This window comes from Rhodococcus sp. BL-253-APC-6A1W (genome assembly GCF_012843405.1).
Classification (GTDB): Bacteria; Actinomycetota; Actinomycetes; order Mycobacteriales; family Mycobacteriaceae; genus Rhodococcus.
The window spans coordinates 157,326-180,722 of the sequence record NZ_JABAFB010000008.1 but is presented as its reverse complement, the minus strand read 5'-3'; the positions used below and the strand labels follow the sequence as shown (position 1 = coordinate 180,722).

Below are 23,397 nucleotides of genomic sequence, written 5' to 3'. Positions count from 1 at the left end.
AGTCGGGCCCGACGCCTCGGGGAGCGCACAGCAAACACCGCTCGCGGGGTCCCCGCGATCGGTCGCTGTACCGGTCTCCGGTCGCGGGCAGCGCCCCACGACTGGGCTTGTGACACACCTTCCCCAAGAGCGTCATCTGAACCGTACGACACACCAGGCGCGTCTCGCGCGACAGTTACGGATTTCGATTACGGAACGCGACCTTCGGGGCGCACTCCGGCGCCGGACATCGACACCGGAGCCGGCGAGAAGACAGGCGGCGGCGCCGTCAGGAGGTCGTGGGTGTCGTGTCCTCGGCGGGGACCTGCTCGTGTTCGGCCGCATCGGATCGGGCGGCACGCCGGATCTTCGCCCAGTACGTCGCGCCCGATGCCGCTGCGACGACGAGCACGAGCAGGATCGTCAGCATCGTCCACGGTGGCGAGGGCTCGATCACGGAATCGACGAAGTTCTTCGTCGAGACCACCGGGTTGCCGGTATAGGTGCGGTCCTCGGCGGCTTCGAGGGTGACCCGGTCCAGGCTGTCGCTGAACGTGCCGACCCACCCGGGGCTGAGGACGAGCACGGTGCCCCCGTCTTCGGCTCCGACCTCGGTGGCGAGGTCACGGAGCTGGGAGTCCATGCGCGGATCTCGATCGATCACCACGACACTCAGGTCGATCCCGTGTTCCTGCGCCCGCGCCACCTCCGCGACCAGATCGTCGACCTGTTCGGGAGGCGCGGAGACCTGGTCGTCGCTCAGGTCGGCGAGGATCGCCTCGACCGTGACACCCGGAGGGAGATCTGTGGCCGACGGCCCGGGAATTCGTAGCAGTGGCGCAGACATTTCTCTCCGGTAGTGCTGGTCGGGAGCGTGTGCGAGCCCGGCTTCGCCGCGTCGAGCAGTCGGCACAGGGAGCACACGCTCGCAGGGCAACACCGAACAGTACGCGATCGCGCGCGGGTGGCGCAGCCGCGCCGAGGTCGGCGGGCGCGTCCGATGTGGCGTCGCGCACCCCTGAGAGCGCCGTATTCTCTGTACACTCCCGGCTTTATTACAGGACAAGCGTACTGTTAGACTCTACGGTGAGACGCCACGGCGGCACCGCACAGGAAATTCCTCCTCTGTGGACGCTGTGTGCCTCGCTTCAGCCGTCGACACAGCCCCGTCGGCGGCGAGCCGAAACGACGAGTGGAGCTGACGTGAGCACCAATACTGATTCGTTCGGCGCCAAGGGGACCCTGCAGGTCGGAGATAACTCGTACGAGATCTTCCGCCTGTCGGCCGTCCCCGGCACCGAGAAACTCCCTTACTCCTTGAAGGTTCTCGCCGAGAACCTGCTGCGCACCGAAGACGGTGCCAACATCACCGCCGATCACATCCGCGCCATCGCCAACTGGGATCCCGCAGCCGATCCCAGCATCGAGATCCAGTTCACGCCTGCCCGCGTGATCATGCAGGACTTCACCGGCGTGCCGTGCGTGGTCGACCTGGCCACCATGCGCGAGGCCGTCACCACCCTCGGCGGCGACCCGAACAAGGTCAACCCGCTCTCCCCCGCCGACATGGTCATCGACCACTCGGTCATCCTCGACGTCTTCGGCCGCGCCGACGCGCTCGAGCGCAACGTCGACCTCGAGTACCAGCGCAACGGTGAGCGTTACCAGTTCCTGCGCTGGGGCCAGGGCGCGTTCGACGACTTCAAGGTCGTCCCGCCCGGCATGGGCATCGTCCACCAGGTCAACATCGAGTACCTGGCTCCGACGGTCATGACCCGCAACGGCCAGGCCTACCCCGACACCTGTGTCGGCACCGACTCGCACACCACGATGGTCAACGGACTCGGCGTCCTCGGCTGGGGCGTCGGCGGCATCGAAGCCGAGGCCGCAATGCTCGGCCAGCCGGTCTCCATGCTCATCCCGCGCGTCGTCGGCTTCAAGCTCTCGGGCGAGATCCAGCCGGGCGTGACCGCGACGGACGTCGTGCTCACCGTCACCGAGATGCTGCGTAAGCACGGTGTGGTCGGCAAGTTCGTCGAGTTCTACGGTGCCGGCGTCGCCGAGGTCCCCCTCGCGAACCGCGCCACCCTCGGCAACATGAGCCCCGAGTTCGGTTCCACCGCAGCGATTTTCCCGATCGACGGCGAAACCATCAACTACCTGCGCCTGACCGGCCGCAGCGACGAGCAGCTCGCGCTCGTCGAGGCGTACGCCAAGGAACAGGGCATGTGGCACGACGCCGACAAGGAGCCGGTCTACTCGGAGTACATCGAGCTGGACCTGAGCACCGTCGTTCCGTCGATCGCCGGCCCGAAGCGCCCGCAGGACCGCATCCTGCTCAGCGACTCGAAGCTCGCCTTCCGCCGCGACATCCGCACCTACGTGGGCGACGACCAGCCGACCGAGCACAGCCAGCTCGACGAGGCCGTCGAGGAGTCCTTCCCCGCGTCGGACCCGGCCGCTCTCTCGTTCGCCGACGACGGTGACGACACCGCGGACCGCGTGCAGTCCGCCGCCAACGGTGCCACCGGCCGGCCGTCCAAGCCGGTCACCGTCAAGACGGAGCAGGGCGAGTTCGTCCTCGATCACGGTGCCGTGGTCGTTGCGGGCATCACCTCCTGCACCAACACCTCGAACCCGTCCGTGATGCTGGGTGCAGCGCTGCTCGCCCGCAACGCGGTCGAAAAGGGCCTGGCCACGAAGCCGTGGGTCAAGACCAACATGGCGCCGGGTTCGCAGGTCGTCTCCGACTACTACGAGAAGGCGGGCCTGTGGCCCTACCTCGAGAAGCTCGGTTTCTACCTCGGTGGCTACGGCTGCACCACGTGCATCGGCAACACCGGTCCGCTGCCGGAGGAGATCTCCAAGGCGATCAACGACAACGACCTCTCGGTCACCGCGGTGCTCTCGGGTAACCGCAACTTCGAGGGTCGCATCTCGCCCGACGTGAAGATGAACTACCTCGCGTCGCCGCCGCTCGTCATCGCGTACGCGCTCGCCGGCACCATGGACTTCGACTTCGAGGCCGACGCCCTGGGCAAGGACAAGGACGGCAACGACGTCTTCCTCAAGGACATCTGGCCGTCCGCGCAGGAGATCGACGACACCATCAAGTCGGCGATCAGCCAGGACATGTTCCGCAACTCCTACGCCGACATCTTCAAGGGCGACGAGCGCTGGCAGAACCTGGAGACCCCGGCGGGTGACACCTTCGCGTGGGACGAGAACTCGACCTACGTGCGGAAGCCTCCGTACTTCGACGGCATGACGATGGATCCGGCTCCGGTCACCGACATCAAGGGCGCTCGTGTGCTCGCGCTGCTCGGCGACTCGGTCACGACGGACCACATCAGCCCCGCGGGTCCGATCAAGCCGGGCACCCCGGCCGCTCAGTACCTGGACGAGCACGGCGTCGAGCGCAAGGACTACAACTCGCTCGGTTCGCGTCGCGGTAACCACGAGGTGATGATCCGCGGCACGTTCGCGAACATCCGCCTGAAGAACCAGCTGCTCGACGGTGTGTCCGGTGGCTACACCCGCGACTTCACCCAGGACGGTGCACCGCAGGCGTTCATCTACGACGCGTCGCAGAACTACCAGAAGGCCGGCATCCCGCTGGTCGTCCTGGGCGGCAAGGAGTACGGCTCCGGGTCGTCGCGCGACTGGGCGGCCAAGGGCACCAGCCTCCTCGGCGTCAAGGCCGTCATCACCGAGTCCTTCGAGCGCATCCACCGCTCGAACCTCATCGGTATGGGCGTCGTCCCGCTGCAGTTCCCCGCCGGGGAGTCTGCGGCAAGTCTCGGACTGGACGGCACCGAGGTCTTCGATATCACCGGTATCGAGGCGCTCAACGAGGGCACCACGCCGAGCACCGTGCACGTCACCGCAACGAAGGACGACGGCAGCAAGGTCGAGTTCGACGCGGTCGTGCGCATCGATACGCCGGGTGAAGCGGACTACTACCGCAACGGCGGCATCCTGCAGTACGTGCTGCGCAACATGATCCGGGGCTGACATCCCGATCGGCCGCCCACATCCGCGGGTGGCCCACGCTGTGAAGTGACGGCGGGCCCGGGACGTCTCGTCTCGGGCCCGCCGTCCACATCGGGAAAGGACGGTCGCGGTGCCCAAGGTCAGTGAGCACCACCTCGCCGCGCGCCGAAGTCAGATCCTCGACGGCGCCCGGCGTTGCTTCGCCGAATACGGCTACGACGGCGCCACCGTGCGCCGCCTCGAGGAGGCCACGGGTCTCTCCCGCGGCGCAATCTTCCACCATTTCAAAGACAAGGACGGGTTGTTCCTCGCGCTTGCGCAGGAGGACGCCAAGCGGATGGCCGACGTGGCCGCCAACGAAGGCCTGGTGCAGGTCATGCGCGACATGCTGTCCTCGCCCGACCAGTTCGACTGGCTCGGTACCCGGCTCGAGATCACGCGGCGCCTGCGGACCGATCCGGAGTTCGCCAAGGAGTGGACCCAGCACTCCGCGGAACTGACCGCTGCGACCGTCGGGCGTCTGGAACGGCAGCGCGAAGCCGGTCGCCTGCGCGACGACGTGCCCACCGAGGTTCTGGTGGGCTACCTGGACCTGGTGCTCGACGGGCTCATCGCCCGCCTCGCCTCCGGGCATGCCGAAAAGGAACTGTGCGCGGTCCTCGACCTCGTCGAAGAATCGGTGCGTCGCCGGGACTGATCCCGGCGACGTCCGTCACGCGCTCTTGTCGGCTGTTGCCCTGCGGCGATTCGGCCCACCTCGCCCGCGAAGCTGGACATCCGACTCCACCAGCACGTTGTGGACGAAACCGTAGGAACGTCCGGTTTCGTGGGCGAGGGTGCGAATGCTTGCACCTGCCTCGTAGCGGCGTTTGAGTTCCGCTTGCAATCGGTCCCGCGAATCCCCGGTGATCCGGGTTCCCTTCGCGAACGTCGTCTGGCCACGATCGGGATTTCGCACCATCGGTTCCTCCCGGCACCTCGACAAAGGTCCTGGTTCAAGGCTAAAGGACCGAAACGATCACCGAAGCGGATCGGATCGGATCATGCGAGCTGGATGAGCTCCAGGTAGTCCTGGGACCAGTGATCCTCGGTGCCGTCCGGCAGCATGATGACCCGTTCCGGGTTGAGAGCCTCGGCCGCGCCGGGATCGTGTGTCACGAGCACGACCGCCCCCTCGTAGCTGCGGAGCGCGTCGAGCACCTGCTCACGGGAGACGGGGTCGAGGTTGTTGGTCGGCTCGTCGAGGAGCAGCACGTTCGCTGCCGACGACACCAGACCCGCAAGCGCAAGCCGGGTCTTCTCGCCGCCGGACAGCGTGCCGGCCGGCTGATCGAGTTGCGGCCCGGTGAACATGAACGCACCGAGCAGACCGCGCAGATCCTGTTCACCCGCGTCGGGCGCGGCGTGGCGGATGTTCTCCCACACCGACGCCGAGTCGTCGATCGTGTCGTGCTCCTGAGCGAAGTAACCCACCTTGAGCCCGTGACCCGGCACGAGTTCGCCGAGATCGGGCTTCTCCGTCCCGGCGAGCAGACGCAGAAGCGTGGTCTTACCGGCGCCGTTGAGACCGAGGATCACCACGCGGGTGCCCCGGTCGATGGCGAGGTCGACACCCGTGAAGATCTCGAGCGACCCATAGACCTTGGTCAGGTTCTTCGCCATGAGCGGGGTCTTGCCGCACGCGGCAGGCGTGGGGAACCGGATCTTCGCGACCTTGTCCGCGACCCGCACGTCGTCGAGATCGTTGAGAAGCTTGTCGGCGCGCTTGGCCATGTTCTGCGCGGCGGTGGCCTTGGTGGCCTTCGCTCCGAGCTTGGCAGCCTGCTTGTGCAGGGCCGACGCCTTCTTCTCCGCGTTGGCGCGCTCCCGGCGCCGACGCTGTTCATCGGTAGCGCGGGCGTCGAGGTACTTCTTCCAATCCATGTTGTAGATGTCGGCTTCGCCGCGCACCGCGTCGAGGAACCAGACTTTGTTGACGACATCGGCGAGCAGATCCACGTCGTGGCTGATCACGATCAGGCCGCCGTCGTGGCTCTGCAGGAAGCCTCGCAACCAGGTGATGGAGTCGGCGTCGAGGTGGTTCGTCGGCTCGTCCAGCAGCAGGGTCGTGTTCGACTTGCCGCCCGAGCCGTCGGACGCCGCGAACAGGATGCGCGCGAGTTCCACGCGGCGGCGCTGGCCACCGGAGAGCGTGTGCAGGGCCTGGCCGAGGACGCGGTCGGGCAATCCGAGGCTGTTGCAGATGCGGGCCGCCTCCGACTCGGCCACGTATCCGCCGAGCGTCGAGAAGCGTTCCTCGAGAGATCCGTACTTCCGGACGGCACGGTCGCGGATCTTCTCGTCGACCGATTCCGCCATCAGTGCCTGTTGCTTCTCCATGCCCCGCAACAGTTCGTCGAGTCCTCGAGCGGACAGCACCCGGTCCTTCGCGAGGACGTCGAGGTTGCCCTCCTTGGGGTCCTGCGGGAGGTAACCCACTTCCCCGGATCGGATCACGGTGCCGGCATACGGCTCGCCTTCGCCCGCGAGGATCCGCAGCGTGGTGGTCTTGCCCGCGCCGTTGCGCCCCACCAGACCGATCCGATCGCCGGCCTGCACCCGCAGCGCCGACCCGGGCGCGGAGAGCAGGGTCCGCACACCTGCGCGGACTTCGAGATCGGTAGCGGTGATCACAGGCAAGAACTCCTAGACGACGACGGGGTGGGTGCCATGAACCGCGAGGCGGGGCACACGAACTACCCAGTTTACCCTGTTCGTCCGCGTTCCCAGCCGTGAGATGCACTACTACGCACGCGCGAACGCCGCTGCGGATGCCGCGTCCGGGCGCGCTTCGGCAGACTGCGCCGGCGCCCGCCTACTCTGTGGTCGTGCCTGTCTCCTCCCCCACCGACGTGCTGGTCGCCGGACTCGGTCCCGCGGGGCGGGCAGTCGCCGCCCGCGCCGCCCGCGCCGGTCTCGACGTGATCGCCGTGGATCCCCAACCGTCGCGGCGGTGGACGGCGACATACGGGGCGTGGCGGGACGAACTCCCGTCGTGGCTGCCGGAGCGCGTCACCGCGGCGGAGGTCGCCACCCCTGCGGTATGGGCCTCGACGCTCCACGAGTTGACCCGGCCGTACCGGATCCTCGACACAGCCCGGCTCCAGGACTGCCTCGATCTCGAGGAGGTGTCCGTGGTGCGCGGGCGGGTGGACACGATCGACGCGCACAGCGCGGTCCTGAGCACCGGCGACCGGATTCGCGCCCGGTACGTGATCGACGCGCGGGGGGTGCCCGCAGGCCCGGATCGCGCCGCGCAAACCGCCTTCGGGCGGGTGCTCGACGACGCCACCGCCGCATCCGCCCTGGAAGGGCAGCAGGCCTGGTTCATGGATTGGCGGCGCGACAACGGCACCGACTCCTCCGATGTCCCGTCGTTCCTGTACGCGATGCCGCTGGGCGGCGGGCTCGCCCTCCTCGAGGAAACCTGCCTGGTGGGGCGGCCGCCTCTGACGCTCCCGGAGTTGCAGCGACGACTCGACGTCCGGCTGGCGGCGCGGGGCATCGCGACCGGGGACCCGGAACGGACCGAGAAGGTGCGGTTCGCTGTGGAAGGCATCCGTAGCGAGCGCGGGGTGGTCGGATTCGGCGCGCGGGGCGGACTCATGCACCCCGCGACCGGCTATGCCGTCGCGACGGCCCTCTCCACGGCGGACGCCCTCGTCGCCTCCGTGCTCGCCGGGTCCGATCCGCGGCAGGTGCTGTGGCCGGCGTCCGCCCGTGGTGTCGCCGCGCTGCGTGGCCTGGGGCTTCGTGTGCTGCTCCGGCTCGACGCGCAGTCCGCCGCAGCCTTCTTCGACGAGTTCTTCGGTCTGCCCACCGAGCAACAGCGGGCCTACCTCTCCGGCCGCGCCGATCTCACGGCCGTCGCCGGCACGATGTGGACGCTCTTCCGACGTCTGCCGGGACCCCTGCGCGGCGCTGTTCTGCGCTCGGCGTGGTGACGCACGTCTCTGCGACACCCGGACCGATTTCGGCTTCTTTTCAGCGCATGTCCGGATCGTCGATCATGATGGAGAGATGCGGTCGATTTGGAAAGGTGCCATCGCGTTCGGCCTCGTCAACGTGCCGGTCAAAGTGTATTCGGCAACCGAGTCCCACGACATCAAGTTCCACCAGGTGCACGCCAAGGACGGCGGACGCATCAAGTACCAGCGTGTGTGTTCCGAATGCGGGGAAGTAGTCCCGTTCCAGGAGATCGACAAGGCGTACGACTCCGACAACGGTGAGCGGGTCGTCCTGACCGACGAGGACTTCGAGAAGCTGCCCGCAGCGGAGAAACACGAGATCCCGGTGCTGGAATTCGTGCCGTCCGAGCAGATCGACCCGATGCTCTTCGAGAAGTCGTACTATCTCGAACCGGATTCCACGTCGCCGAAGGCGTATGCCCTGCTGGCCGCGACCCTCGACCAGAGCGACCGGATCGCGCTGGTGCATTTCACCCTGCGGCAGCGCACCCGACTCGCCGCGCTGCGCAACCGGGACGGACTGCTGGTGTTGCAGACGCTCCTGTGGCCGGACGAGGTCCGCGCCGCCGAGTTCCCGTCGCTCGACGGGGTCGAGAAACCGAAGCCGCGAGAACTGGCGATGGCGGAGACACTCGTCGAGTCGATGTCGGGCGATTTCGATCCCACCGAGTTCACCGACGAATACCAGGTCGAACTGCGGGCCCTGATCGACGACGCCCTCGCGCGTGGCGGCGAGAAAGTGTTCCAGGTCGCCGAGCCGGACTCCGGCGGTGAGGACGCCGAAGTGCTCGATCTTGTTGCCGCGCTCCAGCGCAGCGTCGAGGCCGCGGGCACGGGGTCCGGTCGCACGTCCGGTAGGGCGTCGGAGGAAAAGTCGTCCGGGTCGTCCTCTGCGAAGAAGACCACCGCGAAGAAGACAGCAGCCAAGAAAACACCGGCCAAGAACGCCGGCGGCAAGGACTCGTCGAGCGACGGGTCTGCGGCGAAGAAGACGACCGCAAAGAAAACACCGGCGAAGAAGACTGCCGCCAAGAAGTCCCCGGCGAAGAAGAGCAGCGAACGCAAAGGCGCGTGACGCCGCGGGTCCTGCGACGGCCGCCCTCGTCGGTTCAGTCCATGGACTCCCCGAGGCGGTGCAGCAGGACGGTGAGTTCGCGAATGTCCGCGGTCTCCCACCCCGACAGCCGCTGACGCCACAGTTCGGTCTCGTCGCCCAGGATCTCGTCGAGTTTGCGTCGGCAGTCCGGGTCGAGTGCCACCAGGCGGGCACGCGCGTCGTCCGGGTCGGGGATGCGTTCGACCAGCCCGAGGCGTGCAGCGCTGTCGATGCGGCGGGTGAGCGTCGATTTCTCGATCGCCAACTCTGCGAGCAGATCCGACATCGCGACCGCGTCGGCACGGCGCAGCATCAGCAACATCGGGTAGCAGACCGGGTCCAGCTTCGGGTGCACCGCGCGGGCCCGCTCGGCGATCAGCCTTCGGAAACGCCGTACCACCGCGATCATCTCGTGCTCGAGCGCGACGACGGGATCGGCGGCTACCTCGGCGCCCGGTCCGGGCTCGACGGCCCCGCCCGGTCCGGGCTCGACGGCCCCGCCCGGTCCGGGCTCGACGGCCCCGCCCGGTCCGGGCGGGACGCTACCGCCGTCCTCGTCTGCTCGGATATCCGTGTCGGTCACGAAGATCCGCAACTGTCACACGGTAAAGCCGAGCGCGCGCAGCTGCTCGCGACCGTCATCGGTGATCTTGTCGGGGCCCCACGGCGGCATCCACACCCAGTTGATGCGGAGGTCGGGGCACAGGCCGCTGCGCACGAGCGCATTGCGTGCCTGGTCCTCGATCACATCGGTGAGCGGGCATGCGGCGGAGGTGAGAGTCATGTCGACCGTGACGGCGTCTTCGGACTCGGAGATGCCGTACACCAGCCCGAGGTCGACCACGTTGATGCCGAGTTCCGGGTCGACGACATCGCGCATCGCCTCTTCGAGCTCGTCGAGCCGGACCGGATCCAGCGGTGGCACCGTGTCGGCGACCAGCGTCGTGGTGTCTCCGCTGGTGTCGTCGGATGCGGGTGTTGTGGCGCTCTCGGGGTTCGAGGTGCCGGGGGCGGGTTCTGTCATCGGTTCTGTCCTCCGCTCGAAACGGTGTCGGCGTCGCCGGTCCCGAGGCCGGCAGCGTCGCTGCTCCGGTCCACGATCTGCGCGACGGCGTCCTTGAAAGCCATCCAGCCCAGCAGTGCGCACTTGACGCGTGCCGGGTACTTCGACACACCGGCGAAGGCTATGCCGTCACCGAGCACGTCCTCGTCACCTTCGACGGTGCCTCGGCTACCCACCATCTCGACGAAGCTGTCGACCGTCGCGAGTGCGTCGGCGACGGGCATCCCGATCACCTGATCGGTGAGAACCGAGGTGGCGGCCTGGCTGATGGAACAGCCCTGACCGTCGTACGACACGTCGGCCACAGCACCGCCGTCGAGATGCACGCGCAGTGTCACCTCGTCGCCGCACGTCGGATTGACGTGGTGCACCTCTGCGCCGTACGGCTCTCGCAACCCGCGGTGGTGCGGGCGCTTGTAATGGTCCAGGATGACCTCCTGGTACATCTGCTCCATCCGCATCAGCCACGCTCCCCGAAGAATTCCTGGGCGCGCCGCACGGCTGCGCCGAGCGCCCGAACCTCGTCGAGCGTGTTGTACACCGCGAACGACGCGCGAGCGGTCGCCGCGACCCCGAAGCGGCGGTGCAACGGCCACGCGCAGTGGTGACCCACCCGGATCTCCACGCCCTCGTCGTCGAGGATCTGCCCGAGATCGTGGGCGTGGATGCCGTCGACGACGAACGACACTGCGCCGCCACGCTGCTCGGCGGTGGTGGGCCCGATGATGCGCACGCCGGCGATGTCACCGAGTTCGGTGAGCGCCGCGGCGGTCAACTCGTGCTCGTGGGCTGCCACCGCGTCCATGCCGATGTCCTGCAGGTACCGCACTGCGGCACCGAGCCCGACGGCCTGCGACGACATGGGCGAGCCGGCCTCGAATCGCTGCGGGGGTGCCGCGAACGTGGTGGCGTCCATGGTGACCGTCTCGATCATCGAGCCACCGGTGATGAACGGCGGAACGTCGGCGAGCAGGTCGCGGCGGCCGTACAGCACGCCGATCCCGGACGGGCCGAGCATCTTGTGCCCGGAGAACGCGGCGAAGTCGACGCCGAGTTCCCGGAAGTCCACCGCCGCGTGCGGCACCGACTGGCAGGCGTCGAGCACGACGAGCGCTCCGACCGTCCGTGCCCGCCGGACGATCTCCTCGACGGGTGCGACGGCGCCGGTGACGTTGGACTGATGCGAGAACGCCACCACCTTGACGGCGTCGGTGAGCTCGAGCGAGTCGAGGTCGATCCGGCCCTCGTCCGTGACGCCGTACCAGCGCAACGTCGCGCCGGTACGCCGCGCGAGTTCCTGCCAGGGCACGAGGTTCGCATGATGCTCGAGCTCGGTGACCACGATCTCGTCACCGGGGCCGAGCGCATGCGGGAAACGATCGTCGGCGAAGGCGTACGCCACCAGGTTGAGCGCCTCGGTGGCGTTCTTGGTGAACACCACCTCGTCGGCGTCGACACCGACGAAGCCGGCGATGACGGCGCGGGCACCTTCGTAGGCGTCCGTCGCTTCCTCCGACAACGCGTGCGCGCCTCGGTGGACCGCGGCGTTGCAGGTCGTGAGGAACTCACGTTCGGCGTCGAGGACCTGGACGGGCCGCTGCGACGTCGCACCCGAGTCGAGGTAGACCAGTGGCTTGTCGTCGCGCACCGTCCGCCCGAGGATCGGGAAGTCGGCCCTGATCCGGGCGACGTCGAGCGTCCGCACCGGCACCGTCATCCGATCACGCTCCCTGTGTGTCTGCGGCTGCAGCGTGGGTGAAGCGCTCGTAGCCGTTGGTCTCGAGTTCGTCGGCGAGTTCGGGGCCACCGGACTGGACGATGCGGCCACCGACGAACACATGGACGAACTGCGGCTTGATGTACCGCAGGATCCGGGTGTAGTGGGTGATCAGCAGAACGCCGCCGTGCTCACGTTCCTGGTAGCGGTTCACGCCTTCGGACACCACACGCAGGGCGTCCACGTCGAGGCCGGAGTCGGTCTCGTCGAGGATCGCGATGCGCGGCTTGATGAGTCCGAGCTGGAGAATCTCGTGGCGCTTCTTTTCGCCGCCGGAGAAACCTTCGTTGACGCTGCGCTCACCGAAAGCGGGGTCGATGTCGAGTTCGGTCATCGCTCCCTTCACTTCCTTGATCCAGTGACGGAGCTTGGGAGCCTCGCCCCGGGCCGCCGTCACGGCGGTGCGCAGGAAGTTCGACATCGAGACGCCGGGGACCTCGACGGGGTACTGCATCGCGAGGAACAGTCCGGCGCGGGCACGCTCGTCGACGGTCATCGCCAGCACGTCTTCACCGTTGAGGGTGATGCTGCCGGAGGTCACCTCGTACTTGGGGTGCCCGGCGATCGCGTACGACAGGGTGGACTTGCCGGAGCCGTTGGGCCCCATGATGGCGTGCGTCTCGCCGGAGCGGACGGTGAGGTCGACGCCCTTGAGGATGTCGATGGGCTCGGCGTTCGCATCGGTCTGGGCGACGCGAACGTGCAGGTCCTTGATCTCGAGGACGTTCTCAGGTGTGGACATCGATCAGTGGTTCCTTAAAGAAGAAGTATCGGGGTTACGGGTCGTGCGGAGCCGGTCAGACGCCGACTGCCTCGAGCTCTGCTTCGATGGCGGCCTCGAGACGCTCGCGAATCTCGGGCACCGTGATCCGCTCGAGCAGCTCGTGGAAGAAGCCGCGCACGACGAGGCGGCGCGCCTGATCTTCCGGGATACCGCGCGACCGCAGGTAAAACAGCTGCTCGTCGTCGAAACGGCCGGTCGCGGAGGCGTGGCCGGCACCGACGATCTCGCCTGTCTCGATCTCGAGGTTGGGCACCGAATCTGCGCGGGCACCGTCGGTGAGCACGAGATTGCGGTTGAGCTCGAACGTGTCGGTGCCTTCGGCCGCGGCACGGATGAGCACGTCGCCGATCCACACGGTGTGCGCGTCCGGCTTTCCCGAACCGGGATCGCCCTGCAGAGCGCCCTTGTAGACCACGTTCGACTTGCAGTTGGGCTGCGAGTGGTCGACGAGCAGACGCTGCTCGAGGTGCTGTCCGGCATCCGCGAAGTAGAGTCCGAGCAACTCGGCGTCGCCGCCGGGCCCGTCGTACTTGGTGGTCGCGGAGACGCGGACCAGATCACCGCCGAGCGCGACGGTGAAGTGACGCAGCACGGCGTCGCGGCCCAGCCGTGCGTGATGCGCGGCGACATGGACGGCGTCGTCGGCCCAGTCCTGCACCGCGACGACCTTGAGCTGCGCGCTGTCGCCGACGATGAACTCGACGTTCTCGGCGTACGTGCCGCTCCCCCGCTGGTCCACGACCACGGTGGCCCGGGCGAACGCCTCGAGGCGGACCTGCAGGTGCCCGTAGGCGACCTTGCCCTCGCCCGGCCCGGTGACCGTGACGACGACGGGATCGGCGATCTCGGTTTCGCGGCCGACGGTGACGACGGTCGCGGACTCGAACGATGAGTACGCCTGTGCGGCGACGCGGTCGAACGGGACACCGCCCTGGCCGAGTCGTGCGTCGTCGCGGCCCACGGTCTCGATCCGGACGCCGTCGACGGGAGCGACCTCGACGGTGGCGGTGCCGTCGGCGACGGCACTGCCGTCGTGCAGTCCGCGCAGGCGGCGCAGCGGCGTGAAGCGCCAGATCTCGTCGCGTCCGGAGGGAACTTCGAAAGCGTTCACGTCGAACGACGTGAACACCTCACCCTTGTTGGTTGCCGGCTTGCCGGACGGGGCGCGGTTCTCGCCGCGCACCGCGTCCTGGACACCGGTGGCGCCTGTCGGCGCACCGGTGGTGGGAATGTTCTTCGCTTCCGCAGTCATTTAGCCGACTGCCCCTTCCATCTGCAGTTCGATCAGTCGGTTGAGCTCGAGGGCGTACTCCATCGGCAGCTCCTTCGCGATGGGCTCGACGAATCCGCGAACCACCATCGCCATCGCCTCGTCCTCGTTGAGGCCGCGGCTCATGAGGTAGAACAGCTGGTCGTCGCTCACCTTGGACACGGTGGCCTCGTGACCCATGGTCACGTCGTCCTCGCGGATGTCCACGTACGGGTAGGTGTCCGAGCGGCTGATCTGGTCGACGAGCAGTGCGTCGCACTTGACGGTCGACTTGGACCCGTAGGCGCCCTTGTTGACCTGCACGAGACCGCGGTACGACGCGCGTCCGCCACCGCGGGCCACCGACTTCGACACGATGGTCGACGACGTGTGCGGAGCCAGGTGCAGCATCTTCGCGCCCGTGTCCTGGTGCTGGCCCTCACCGGCGAACGCCACGGAGAGCACCTCACCGCGGGCGTGCTCGCCCATCATCCACACTGCCGGGTACTTCATCGTCACCTTGGAACCGATGTTGCCGTCGATCCATTCCATCGAGCCGCCGGCCTCGACCTTGGTGCGCTTGGTCACCAGGTTGTAGACGTTGTTCGACCAGTTCTGGATCGTCGTGTAGCGGCAGTGGCCGCCCTTCTTGACGATGATCTCGACCACGGCGGAGTGCAGCGAGTCGGACTTGTAGATCGGCGCGGTGCAGCCCTCGACGTAGTGCACGGAGGCACCCTCGTCGACGATGATCAGGGTCCGCTCGAACTGACCCATGTTCTCGGTGTTGATCCGGAAGTACGCCTGGAGCGGGATGTCGACGTGCACACCCGGCGGAACGTAGATGAACGAGCCGCCCGACCACACCGCGGTGTTGAGCGCCGAGAACTTGTTGTCACCGGCCGGGATCACCGTGCCGAAGTACTCGCGGAACAGCTCGGGGTGCTCGCGCAGACCGGAGTCGGTGTCGAGGAAGATGACGCCCTGCTGTTCGAGGTCCTCACGGATCTGGTGATAGACGACCTCGGACTCGTACTGGGCTGCGACACCGGAGATCAGCCGCTGCTTCTCGGCCTCGGGGATGCCCAGCTTGTCGTAGGTGTTCTTGATGTCCGCGGGCAACTCGTCCCAGCTCGCGGCCTGCTTCTCGGTCGAGCGCACGAAGTACTTGATGTTGTCGAAGTCGATCCCGTCGAGATCCGACCCCCAGCCCGGCATCGGCTTCTTGTCGAAGGTGCGCAGTGCCTTGAGGCGAATGTCGAGCATCCACTCGGGCTCGCTCTTCTTGGCCGAGATGTCCCGCACGACGTGCTCGGACAGGCCTCGTTGCGCTGCAGCGCCTGCGGCGTCGGGGTCCGACCAGCCGAACTGGTAGTGACCGAGAGAATCGATCGTCTCTTCTTGCGTCAGCGGTGCGCCGGTGGACGTCTGGTCCGAGGTGACGGTCATGCGAGCTCCTTCCGGAGTCTGTGGTGTGGTCGGCGTGGGCTGCGCGCCGACTGTCATCGGGTAGTTCACGAAGTCGGGGGTGGTTCCTGCAGGCGTCAAGAGCTCGGCGGCTCCTTGGCCGGGAGGACCGGCACGTGGGTGGTGCAGAACGCGTCGCCGTTGGCGATGGTCGCGAGCCGCTGCACGTGGGTTCCGAGGATCTCCACGAACGCCTCCTCTTCCGCTTCGCACAGTTCCGGGAACTGCTCGGCCACGTGGGACACGGGGCAATGGTGCTGGCAGATCTGTACGCCCGGGCCGACCCGGCGGGTGGACGCCGCGAATCCCGATGCGGAGAAGGCTCCGGCGATCTCTTCGGCGGTTTCTTCCACGTCCTGACCGGCGGGGTCGATCCCGCTGAGGATCGACTGGACGCGCCGGCGCGCGAAGTCCTCGATTGCGGCTTCGCCGCCGATCTCACGCAGGTGGCGCATGGCGGCAGTGGCAAGATCGTCGTAGGAGTGGCCGAGCCGCGCACGGCCGACGGCCGTGAGCTGGAAGCGTCGCGCGGGTCTGCCCCTGCCGCGGCCCTGCCGGCGTGACGGTGCGGCGGCCTCGGCTTCACCCGATTCGATCAGGGCGTCGAGGTGGCGACGCACGCCTGCCGCGCTGAGTCCGAGTCTCTCCCCGATTTCGGGTGCGGTGATGGGTCCGTGTTCGACGAGAAGCTTCACCACCGCGGCGCGGGTCTGACCTTCGTGTGCATCGCGACCGGTCGCAGCAGCGCGCGCGACAGGCGCGTGACCTGTGCGTTCTGCTTGCACGTCGAGTGCGGTCGATGATTTCACAACACCAGTGTGACGGAATTCAGGAAACTGTTCCACCAAGGGTGCCCTTCCTCACCCTTCGATCCCGGAGCCGTCCGGTGCCGCGGACGCCGCCCGTTACGCTGCTCGGGTGCCGTCGAACCCACCCCTCAGTCCGAGCGAGAACCCGGTCGCGGCGGGGCGACCCGGCATCGGGCCGCGCATCCTCGACCTGACGCGACGCGCACTCGGACTCGACCGTCCGAGTCCCCGGGCCGACGTCTCCGTCGTGCTGCACGGCGACGAGACCGAGGGTCGTGGGCTCGATCCGGTCGAGACCACGCAGCTGCACCGGATCAGGCTGTTCGGTGCGACCGGCGCCGTACTGATGGCGATCGGTGCGCTCGGCGCCGGGGCGCAACCCGTCCTGCAGAATCCGGTGCAGGGAGTCCGCGGACTCGGCCTGGCCGCACGGATGCCCAGTGCGGCACTGACGGTGACGATGACGGGCATCGTGCTTGTGGTGCTCGCCTGGCTTCTGCTGGGCCGATTCGCCATCGGCCGCCGCGACCCGGACGGACAACCCCGCAGGCTGACGCGCTCCCAGCTCGACCGGACGCTGTTGCTGTGGATCGTGCCGCTCGTCGTCGCACCGCCGATGTTCAGCAAGGACGTGTATTCCTATCTCGCGCAGAGCGAGATCGCCGCGCGCGGACTGGATCCGTATGCCATCGGTCCCGCCGGTGCGCTCGGAGTCGACCATGTGCTGACGCGGACGGTGCCCAACATCTGGCGCGACACCTCGGCGCCCTACGGCCCGGCATTCCTGTGGCTCGGCGAGAAGATCGCGGCACTCACCGGCGAGAACATCGTCGCCGGAATCTTCGTACACCGGCTCCTCGCGCTGGTCGGGGTCGCATTGATCGTGTGGGCGCTGCCTCGGCTGGCGCGACGCTGCGGGGTCGCGTCCGTGAGCGCACTGTGGCTCGGCGCCGCGAACCCGCTGCTGCTCTTCCACCTGGTTGCCGGCGTCCACAACGAGGCACTGATGCTCGGCCTCATGCTCACCGGCGTGGAACTGGCGCTGCGCGGCGTCTACGGCGACACCCCGGACGGCCGCGCGTACCGCAACCGCGCGACGGCCTGGATCGCCGCGGGTACCGCGCTCATCGCGCTCTCCGCCATGATCAAGTTGCCCTCACTACTCGCACTCGGTTTCGTGGGCATGGCCCTCGCGCGGAGGCGAGGCGGCGGCGTCCGCGCAGTTGTGACCACGGCGGTGATGCTCGGGATCGGCGCCGTACTGGTGATCGGCGTCGTCAGCTGGGGCAGCGGCCTGGGCCTGGGATGGACGCAGACTCTCGGGACCGCCACCGAGGTCCGCAGCTGGATGTCGATTCCGACACTGCTCGGGATGGGCACGGGGCTCGGCGGGGTCCTGCTCGGTCTCGGCGACCACACGACGGCTGTGTTGTCCATCACGCGCCCCATCGCCGCCGTGGTCGCCGCGTTCATCACGGTGCGGATGCTGCTGGCAACCCTGACGGGACGGATCCACCCCGTCGGCGCGCTCGGCGTCTCGCTCGGCGCGATCGTGCTCCTGTTCCCGGTGGTGCAGCCCTGGTACCTGCTCTGGGCGGTGATTTCCCTGGCCGCGTGGGCGACCCGCCCGATCTTCCGCATTCCCACGATCGCGTTCTCGTCGGTGGTGAGCGTGATCCTGATGCCGAACGGCGGCGAGTATCAGCCGTTCATCATCGTGCAGGCCGCCATCGCCACCATCGCGGTGGTGGGTCTGCTCATCGTCGCGACGCGCAACATCCTGCCGTGGCGGGGTGAGGAGCGCGCACCGGCGCGCCCGCCGGAAACCGCCGACGCCTAGGCTGGAACCCTGTGACCCCGAGTTCTCCCTCCGCCGCAGTGCCGGCCGTGCGCCTGGACGGCGTTGTGAAGACCTATGGGGGCGTCACCGCGGTGGACCGCCTCGACCTGACGGTCGAACGCGCCCAGGTGCTCGCCCTGCTCGGCCCGAACGGCGCCGGGAAGACGACCACCGTCGAGATGTGCGAGGGGTTCGTGACCCCCGATGCGGGCTCCGTCCGAGTGCTCGGACTCGATCCGGTCGCCGACTCCGACGCGCTGCGACCACGGATCGGCGTGATGCTGCAAGGCGGCGGCGCCTACCCCGGGTCCCGTGCGGGCGAGATGCTCGACCTCGTGGCCGCCTACTCGGCAGATCCCCTCGATCCGGACTGGTTGCTCCATCGTCTCGGCCTGGAGGAAGCGCGGCGTACCCCCTACCGGCGGTTGTCCGGAGGCCAGCAGCAGCGTCTCGCGCTGGCGTGCGCCCTGGTCGGCCGACCCGAACTGGTGTTCCTCGACGAGCCCACAGCCGGTCTCGACGCACAGGCCCGGCTGCTGGTCTGGGAATTGATCGACGCGTTGCGCCGCGACGGCGTGAGCGTGCTGCTGACCACGCACCTGATGGACGAAGCCGAAGAACTCGCCGACGAAATCGTGATCATCGATCACGGCAGCGTCGTGGCGGCGGGAACCCCGGAAGAAGTCATGCGCACCGGCGCGGAGGGCCAGTTGTGGGTGACGGCCCCGCCCGCTCTCGACGTGGCACCGCTGCAATCCGCGCTGACCGGCACCTGCCGGGTCCGCGAAGCACTCCCCGGCCGCTACCTGATCGAAGGTGCGGTCGAACCGTCCGTCGTCGCCGCGGCAGCGCAGTGGTGCGAGAAGCTGGGTGTGCTGGCCACCGAGATCCGGGTGGACCAGCGCAGCCTCGAGGACGTGTTCCTCGAACTGACCGGACGGGAGCTGAGAGGGTGAGCGTGACCCACGACCGACTGGCGAACAATCGATTCGCCGAGGGGACCTTCACGCCCCGTCCCACTCCGAATGCGCCGGCGAGGATGCTCGCGGCGCAGACGCGGATGGAGCTGAAACTACTGCTGCGCAACGGCGAGCAGTTGCTGCTGACGATGTTCATCCCCATCACGCTGCTGATCGGTCTCACCCTGCTGCCGATCGCCGATCTCGGTGAGGACCGTGCCGCCCGCGTTCTTCCCGCCGTGATGATGGTGGCGATCATGTCGACCGCCTTCACCGGGCAAGCGATCGCCGTCGGATTCGACCGCAGATACGGTGCATTGAAAAGAATCGGTGCGACCGCACTCCCGAAGTGGGGCATCATCGCAGGTAAAAGCGGTGCTGTCGGGATCGTAGTGGTGCTGCAATCAATTCTCCTCGGAGGAATCGGCGTCGCGCTCGGATGGCGGCCCACCGCGGTGGGACTGCTCGTCGGCGCCGTCGTGATCGCACTCGGAACGGTGATGTTCGCGACCCTCGGACTGTTGCTCGGCGGCACGTTGCGGGCCGAGATCGTGCTCGCGCTGGCGAACATCGTCTGGTTCGTGCTCCTCGGAATCGGCAGCATCGTGCTGCTCGACGATGTCGTTCCTGACGCGCTGCTGCATGTCGTGCGCCTCGTGCCGTCGGGCGCGCTGACGCTGGCGCTCGACACCGCCGTGGCGGGCGGCGTGGACTGGCTGTCGATCGCCGTTCTGGTGGTGTGGACGGCGATCGGCGGGACCGCCGCTGTGAGATGGTTCCGGTTCACCTGATCGGCGCAGCACCCAACTACACGTTGTAGTGGACGACGCCGTAGCATCGGGGCCGTGTTGTATCGCGGCTACCTGAGCCTTGTCGACCGTCTCCCCTTGCCGTCTCTCCGGGCGCAGCGGATCATCGCGTTCCTGACGATCCTCACCCAGGGCGGCATCGCAGTGACCGGTTCCGTGGTCCGCGTGACCGCGTCCGGGCTCGGCTGCCCCACCTGGCCGCAGTGCTTCCCGGGATCGCTGGTCCCGGTCGGGGTGTCGAGCAACGTCCACACCCTGCACCAGGTCGTCGAGTTCGGAAACAGACTGCTCACGTTCGTGGTCGTCGCTGTCGCGGCGGCGATCGTCCTCGCTGTGACCCGGGCGCGCCGTCGCAAGGAAGTGATCGCGTGGGCGTGGCTGATGCCCGCCGGCACGGTCGTCCAGGCGATCCTCGGCGGAATCACCGTCCTCGCGGGCCTGGTGTGGTGGACCGTGGCGATCCACATGCTCGCTTCCATGCTGATGGTCTGGCTCGCAGTGATCCTCTACGCCAAGGTCGGCGAACCGGACGACGGGATCGTCGTGCAGGTGCTGCCCCAGCCGTTGCGCTGGCTCACCGCTCTGTCCGCCGTCGCGCTGGCGGGCGTCCTCGTCCTGGGCACCATGGTGACCGGTGCGGGACCACACGCCGGTGACAAGAGCATCGACAACCCGGTGCCTCGCCTCGACCTCGACATCACGATGCTGGTTCACCTGCACGCGGAAGCACTCGTCGGCTATCTCGCACTGCTCGTCGGCCTCGCGTTCGCCGTGTACGCCCTCCACGCCCCCGAAGCGGTCAAGACCCGACTGAAGGTCGTCCTCGCCCTCGTCGCCGCCCAGGCATGTATCGGACTCGTGCAGTTCTGGACCGACGTGCCTGCCGTGCTGGTCGTGCTGCACGTCGCCGGCGCCGGGCTGTGCACCGCCGCGACCGCCGCCGTCTGGGCCGCCGGACGGATCCGGACCACCGCACCGGTGCCCGAACCGGTCACCGTCTGACTCCTCACAGACCGTCCCCCATACAGACCTCGGGGCCGTCCACATCGACGATGTGGACGGCCCCGAGGTCTGTGTCGGGCAGGTGTCAGGAGCGAATCGGGTGCTCGTTGCGTGCCTTCGGGAACCGCGCCTGACGGGCGACCCAGCCGGCCATCTTCTTCCAGTGCCCGGGCTGCGGATTGACGATGCTGGTCAGTTCCCGGTCCCACTCGGAGACGGTGACGTCCGGCAACGCGTCGATGACGGCGTGGGCGGTCGGCAAGTCCTTCGCGACCCGATCACCGAGCGTCCCGTCGGCGGCGACGACGGTGACCCGGACCCCGGACCGGCCGATCGGCTGCAGCACGGCCTTGCCGGAGCCGCCGTGCTCGGCGACGAAGGTGCGAATGGACGAGACGATGGCGGCCGGTGCGGCCGCGACCTCTGTTTCGGCGCTCATGAAAGCAGAATACTGTGACGGAATGCGCGCAATCGAAGTGGCACAGTTCGGAGGTCCCGACGTCCTCGTTCCGGTGGAACGTCCCGACCCGCAGCCCGGCCCCGGCGACCTGCTCGTCCGCACCGACGCCATCGGCGTGAACTTCATCGACACCTATTTCCGCACCGGTATGTACCCCACCGACCTGCCGTACGTTCCGGGCTCGGAGGGCACCGGAACGGTCGTCGCAGTCGGCGAGGGCGTCGAGGACGGGCGGATCGGCACGCGGGTGTCGTGGTGCGCGGCCCCCGGCTCGTATGCGGAACTCGTCTGCGTCCCCGAGGCCGTGGCGGTACCGGTCCCGGACGGCGTGCCCACCGAGCAGGCGGCGTCTGCGCTGCTGCAGGGCATGACCGCGCACTACCTGATCGAGTCGGTGTATCCCGCCCGGGCCGGCGACACCGTGCTCGTGCACGCGGGTGCCGGCGGCGTGGGTCTGCTGCTCACCCAGTTGGCCGCAAAGAAGGGCGTACGGGTGATCACCACCGTCTCGTCCGATGCCAAGGAAGCCCTGTCCCGCGACGCCGGTGCGGCCGAAGTCCTGCGCTACGACGACGACATCGCAGCCCGGGTCCGGGAACTCACCGGCGGTGAGGGCGTCGCCGCGGCGTACGACGGGGTCGGTGCGGCAACGTTCGAGGCGTCCCTCGCCTCGGTCCGTATCCGCGGCATGGTCGCGTTGTTCGGTGCGGCGAGCGGCCCGGTTCCGCCGTTCGACCTGCAGCGCCTCAACCCCGCGGGTTCACTGTTCGTCACCCGCCCTACCCTCGCGCACTACACACGCACCCGCGAAGAGCTGCTCTGGCGGGCGGGGGACGTGTTCGCGGCGATCGCCGACGGATCCCTGCACGTCCGTGTCGGTGCGACCTACCCGCTGGCGGACGCCGCCCGGGCGCACACGGATCTCGCTGCCCGCCGGACGACCGGCTCCGTCGTCCTGATTCCCTGAGCAACGACCGCACAACGCAAAGCCCCCGCTCCGGTGTGGAGCGGGGGCTTCGTCGTGATCAGGGGATCCGGGATCAGAAGTAGGAGCCGATCGTCGGCAGGGCCAGCACCGAGTCGACCGCGAGGCCGAGGCATACCAGCGCCAGGTAATTGTTGGACTGCAGGAACAGCTTGAGCGGCTTGACCGACGCGCCGCCCCGCACGCTGCTGTAGAGCTGGTGCGCGACGAACAGGAACCACGCTCCGGCGAGGACGGCGAACACGGCGTAGATGATGCCGGCGGCGGGCACGATCACGAGGGTCGCGATCACGGTCGCCCAGGTGTACAGGAGGATCTGCTTGGTGACGTGCTGCTCTGTCGCGATCACGGGCAGCATCGGCACGCCGGCCGCCTTGTAGTCCTCCTTGTACCGCATCGCCAGCGCCCACGTGTGCGGCGGCGTCCAGAAGAAGATGACGAGGAACAATACGACCGGTTCCCAGCTGAGCGATCCGGTGACGGCGGCCCAGCCGACCATCACGGGCATGCATCCTGCCGCGCCGCCCCAGACGACGTTCTGCCAGGTACGACGCTTGAGCACCATCGTGTAGACGAGGACGTAGAACGCGATGGTCGCGACGACCAGCAGACCCGACAGCAGGTTCGCCCGCCACCACAACCACGCGAAGGAAGCCACACCCAGCAGGACGCCGAAGACGAACGCATTGCGGGTCGGCACGGTCTGACGTGCGAGGGGACGAAGCGCGGTCCGCTTCATCACCTTGTCGATGTCGGCGTCGACCACACAGTTGAGCGAATTGGCGCTCGCCGCACCCATCCAGCCACCGAACAGGGTGCTCAGGATCAGGACGATGTCGACGTGGCCCCGGTCGGCGAACAGCATCGCGGGGATGGTTGCGACCAGCAGCAGCTCGATGACACGCGGCTTCGTGAGCGCGATGTAGGCGAGCACGGTGCCCGAGAGACGTCCCCACGCGGTGTCGGGGCGGGGAGCGCCTGGCGCTTCGGGGGCGCCGAATCCGTGTCCCTTCGGCCGTTGCCCTGCCCGCACACTGTCTCCTTGCACCACGCGAATCCGCACTTTCGCTCGCCCGTTCACGGTCGCCCGGGTCCGGACGCTCCTTCTACTACAAACG

At 68.0% G+C, this 23,397-nt stretch carries 22 protein-coding genes; 9 read left to right on the top strand and 13 right to left on the bottom strand.

The annotated features are described in order from the left end of the window. Window positions 1-268 precede the first annotated feature (268 nt). The gene (locus HF877_RS14545) at window positions 269-826 is read right to left on the bottom strand and encodes a DUF6676 family protein (RefSeq protein ID WP_169621900.1); all 558 of its coding nucleotides are present in this window, start codon (window positions 824-826) and stop codon (window positions 269-271) included. Between the two features lie 356 nt (window positions 827-1,182). Between HF877_RS14545 and HF877_RS14540 the strand changes: the two genes are divergently transcribed. Together HF877_RS14540 and HF877_RS14535 are read left to right on the top strand one after the other, a co-directional pair. Next, entirely contained in the window at window positions 1,183-3,993 is a 2,811-nt protein-coding gene (locus tag HF877_RS14540) for an aconitate hydratase (RefSeq protein WP_169621899.1), read from the top strand. Between the two features lie 109 nt (window positions 3,994-4,102). Next, the gene (locus HF877_RS14535; RefSeq protein ID WP_169621898.1) at window positions 4,103-4,669 is read left to right on the top strand and encodes a TetR/AcrR family transcriptional regulator; all 567 of its coding nucleotides are present in this window, start codon (window positions 4,103-4,105) and stop codon (window positions 4,667-4,669) included. Window positions 4,670-4,684: 15 nt separating this feature from the next. Here the strand turns inward: HF877_RS14535 and HF877_RS14530 are convergent, their stop codons facing one another. Further along, complete coding sequence (locus tag HF877_RS14530) at window positions 4,685-4,933, bottom strand: helix-turn-helix domain-containing protein (protein ID WP_169621897.1); 249 nt, start codon at window positions 4,931-4,933, stop codon at window positions 4,685-4,687. 80 nt (window positions 4,934-5,013) lie between these two features. Beyond that, window positions 5,014-6,645 (bottom strand): ABC-F family ATP-binding cassette domain-containing protein, encoded by a 1,632-nt coding sequence (locus tag HF877_RS14525; protein ID WP_169621896.1) that lies wholly within the window; start codon window positions 6,643-6,645, stop codon window positions 5,014-5,016. A gap of 194 nt (window positions 6,646-6,839) precedes the next feature. Here HF877_RS14525 and HF877_RS14520 point away from each other — a divergent pair, with 194 nt between their 5' ends. Together HF877_RS14520 and HF877_RS14515 are read left to right on the top strand one after the other, a co-directional pair. After that, complete coding sequence (locus HF877_RS14520) at window positions 6,840-7,955, top strand: lycopene cyclase family protein (RefSeq protein ID WP_296550751.1); 1,116 nt, start codon at window positions 6,840-6,842, stop codon at window positions 7,953-7,955. Between the two features lie 76 nt (window positions 7,956-8,031). Continuing rightward, window positions 8,032-9,054, top strand: a complete 1,023-nt coding sequence (locus HF877_RS14515) for a Ku protein (protein WP_169621894.1) — start codon at window positions 8,032-8,034, stop codon at window positions 9,052-9,054. Between the two features lie 34 nt (window positions 9,055-9,088). On the opposite strand, the gene HF877_RS14510 is transcribed toward HF877_RS14515, so the two are convergent. The 8 genes from HF877_RS14510 to HF877_RS14475 all read right to left on the bottom strand — a co-directional run bounded on the left by HF877_RS14510 (window position 9,089) and on the right by HF877_RS14475 (window position 16,113). Continuing rightward, window positions 9,089-9,658, bottom strand: a complete 570-nt coding sequence (locus HF877_RS14510) for a MarR family winged helix-turn-helix transcriptional regulator (RefSeq protein WP_346765168.1) — start codon at window positions 9,656-9,658, stop codon at window positions 9,089-9,091. 15 nt (window positions 9,659-9,673) lie between these two features. Then, entirely contained in the window at window positions 9,674-10,099 is a 426-nt protein-coding gene (locus tag HF877_RS14505; protein ID WP_169621893.1) for a metal-sulfur cluster assembly factor, read from the bottom strand. Further along, window positions 10,096-10,599 carry a Fe-S cluster assembly sulfur transfer protein SufU gene (sufU, locus tag HF877_RS14500; RefSeq protein ID WP_169621892.1) on the bottom strand — a complete coding sequence of 168 codons (504 nt, stop codon included), beginning with the start codon at window positions 10,597-10,599 and terminating at the stop codon, window positions 10,096-10,098. Before sufU ends, HF877_RS14505 begins: the two co-directional genes overlap by 4 nt. Further along, complete coding sequence (locus HF877_RS14495) at window positions 10,599-11,855, bottom strand: cysteine desulfurase (protein WP_169621891.1); 1,257 nt, start codon at window positions 11,853-11,855, stop codon at window positions 10,599-10,601. Before HF877_RS14495 ends, sufU begins: the two co-directional genes overlap by 1 nt. A 4-nt stretch (window positions 11,856-11,859) precedes the next feature. Further along, window positions 11,860-12,657: a Fe-S cluster assembly ATPase SufC gene (gene sufC / locus HF877_RS14490; RefSeq protein ID WP_169621890.1), complete on the bottom strand. Its 798-nt coding sequence runs from the start codon at window positions 12,655-12,657 to the stop codon at window positions 11,860-11,862. A gap of 55 nt (window positions 12,658-12,712) precedes the next feature. Beyond that, window positions 12,713-13,951 carry a Fe-S cluster assembly protein SufD gene (gene sufD / locus HF877_RS14485; protein WP_169621889.1) on the bottom strand — a complete coding sequence of 413 codons (1,239 nt, stop codon included), beginning with the start codon at window positions 13,949-13,951 and terminating at the stop codon, window positions 12,713-12,715. Next, a complete protein-coding gene (gene sufB / locus HF877_RS14480; protein WP_169621888.1) occupies window positions 13,952-15,397 on the bottom strand; it encodes a Fe-S cluster assembly protein SufB in 1,446 nt (481 codons plus the stop codon). Window positions 15,398-15,492: 95 nt separating this feature from the next. Beyond that, window positions 15,493-16,113 carry a metalloregulator ArsR/SmtB family transcription factor gene (locus HF877_RS14475; RefSeq protein WP_296550806.1) on the bottom strand — a complete coding sequence of 207 codons (621 nt, stop codon included), beginning with the start codon at window positions 16,111-16,113 and terminating at the stop codon, window positions 15,493-15,495. Window positions 16,114-16,333: 220 nt separating this feature from the next. Between HF877_RS14475 and mptB the strand changes: the two genes are divergently transcribed. From mptB to HF877_RS14455, 4 genes are read left to right on the top strand one after another with little or no spacing between them, the layout of a single operon-like run. After that, window positions 16,334-18,064 (top strand): polyprenol phosphomannose-dependent alpha 1,6 mannosyltransferase MptB, encoded by a 1,731-nt coding sequence (gene mptB / locus HF877_RS14470; protein WP_169621886.1) that lies wholly within the window; start codon window positions 16,334-16,336, stop codon window positions 18,062-18,064. An 11-nt stretch (window positions 18,065-18,075) separates the two neighbouring features. Then, window positions 18,076-19,020, top strand: coding sequence for an ABC transporter ATP-binding protein (locus HF877_RS14465; protein WP_169621885.1), 945 nt, complete (start codon window positions 18,076-18,078; stop codon window positions 19,018-19,020). After that, window positions 19,017-19,814 (top strand): ABC transporter permease, encoded by a 798-nt coding sequence (locus tag HF877_RS14460; protein WP_169621884.1) that lies wholly within the window; start codon window positions 19,017-19,019, stop codon window positions 19,812-19,814. The genes HF877_RS14465 and HF877_RS14460 overlap by 4 nt, the downstream gene beginning before the upstream one ends. Window positions 19,815-19,868: 54 nt before the next feature. Next, window positions 19,869-20,834, top strand: coding sequence for a heme A synthase (locus HF877_RS14455; RefSeq protein WP_169621883.1), 966 nt, complete (start codon window positions 19,869-19,871; stop codon window positions 20,832-20,834). 85 nt (window positions 20,835-20,919) lie between these two features. Here the strand turns inward: HF877_RS14455 and HF877_RS14450 are convergent, their stop codons facing one another. Then, the gene (locus HF877_RS14450) at window positions 20,920-21,273 is read right to left on the bottom strand and encodes a hypothetical protein (protein ID WP_169621882.1); all 354 of its coding nucleotides are present in this window, start codon (window positions 21,271-21,273) and stop codon (window positions 20,920-20,922) included. Between the two features lie 22 nt (window positions 21,274-21,295). Here HF877_RS14450 and HF877_RS14445 point away from each other — a divergent pair, with 22 nt between their 5' ends. Further along, window positions 21,296-22,261 (top strand): quinone oxidoreductase, encoded by a 966-nt coding sequence (locus tag HF877_RS14445; protein ID WP_169621881.1) that lies wholly within the window; start codon window positions 21,296-21,298, stop codon window positions 22,259-22,261. A 73-nt stretch (window positions 22,262-22,334) separates the two neighbouring features. Here the strand turns inward: HF877_RS14445 and HF877_RS14440 are convergent, their stop codons facing one another. Continuing rightward, window positions 22,335-23,312 (bottom strand): heme o synthase, encoded by a 978-nt coding sequence (locus HF877_RS14440; protein ID WP_169621880.1) that lies wholly within the window; start codon window positions 23,310-23,312, stop codon window positions 22,335-22,337. Between the last annotated feature and the right edge of the window lie 85 nt (window positions 23,313-23,397).

Excerpts from the sequence above, each read along its gene's own strand:
- HF877_RS14545 (WP_169621900.1), bottom strand. The coding sequence starts at position 826 with ATGTCTGCGCCACTGCTACGAATTCCCGGGCCGTCGGCCACAGATCTC.
- HF877_RS14530 (WP_169621897.1), bottom strand. The coding sequence starts at position 4,933 with ATGGTGCGAAATCCCGATCGTGGCCAGACGACGTTCGCGAAGGGAACC.
- HF877_RS14515 (WP_169621894.1), top strand. The coding sequence starts at position 8,032 with ATGCGGTCGATTTGGAAAGGTGCCATCGCGTTCGGCCTCGTCAACGTG.
- HF877_RS14505 (WP_169621893.1), bottom strand. The coding sequence starts at position 10,099 with ATGACAGAACCCGCCCCCGGCACCTCGAACCCCGAGAGCGCCACAACA.
- sufU (WP_169621892.1), bottom strand. The coding sequence starts at position 10,599 with ATGCGGATGGAGCAGATGTACCAGGAGGTCATCCTGGACCATTACAAG.
- HF877_RS14495 (WP_169621891.1), bottom strand. The coding sequence starts at position 11,855 with ATGACGGTGCCGGTGCGGACGCTCGACGTCGCCCGGATCAGGGCCGAC.
- sufC (WP_169621890.1), bottom strand. The coding sequence starts at position 12,657 with ATGTCCACACCTGAGAACGTCCTCGAGATCAAGGACCTGCACGTTCGC.
- sufD (WP_169621889.1), bottom strand. The coding sequence starts at position 13,951 with ATGACTGCGGAAGCGAAGAACATTCCCACCACCGGTGCGCCGACAGGC.
- sufB (WP_169621888.1), bottom strand. The coding sequence starts at position 15,397 with ATGACCGTCACCTCGGACCAGACGTCCACCGGCGCACCGCTGACGCAA.
- HF877_RS14450 (WP_169621882.1), bottom strand. The coding sequence starts at position 21,273 with ATGAGCGCCGAAACAGAGGTCGCGGCCGCACCGGCCGCCATCGTCTCG.
- HF877_RS14445 (WP_169621881.1), top strand. The coding sequence starts at position 21,296 with ATGCGCGCAATCGAAGTGGCACAGTTCGGAGGTCCCGACGTCCTCGTT.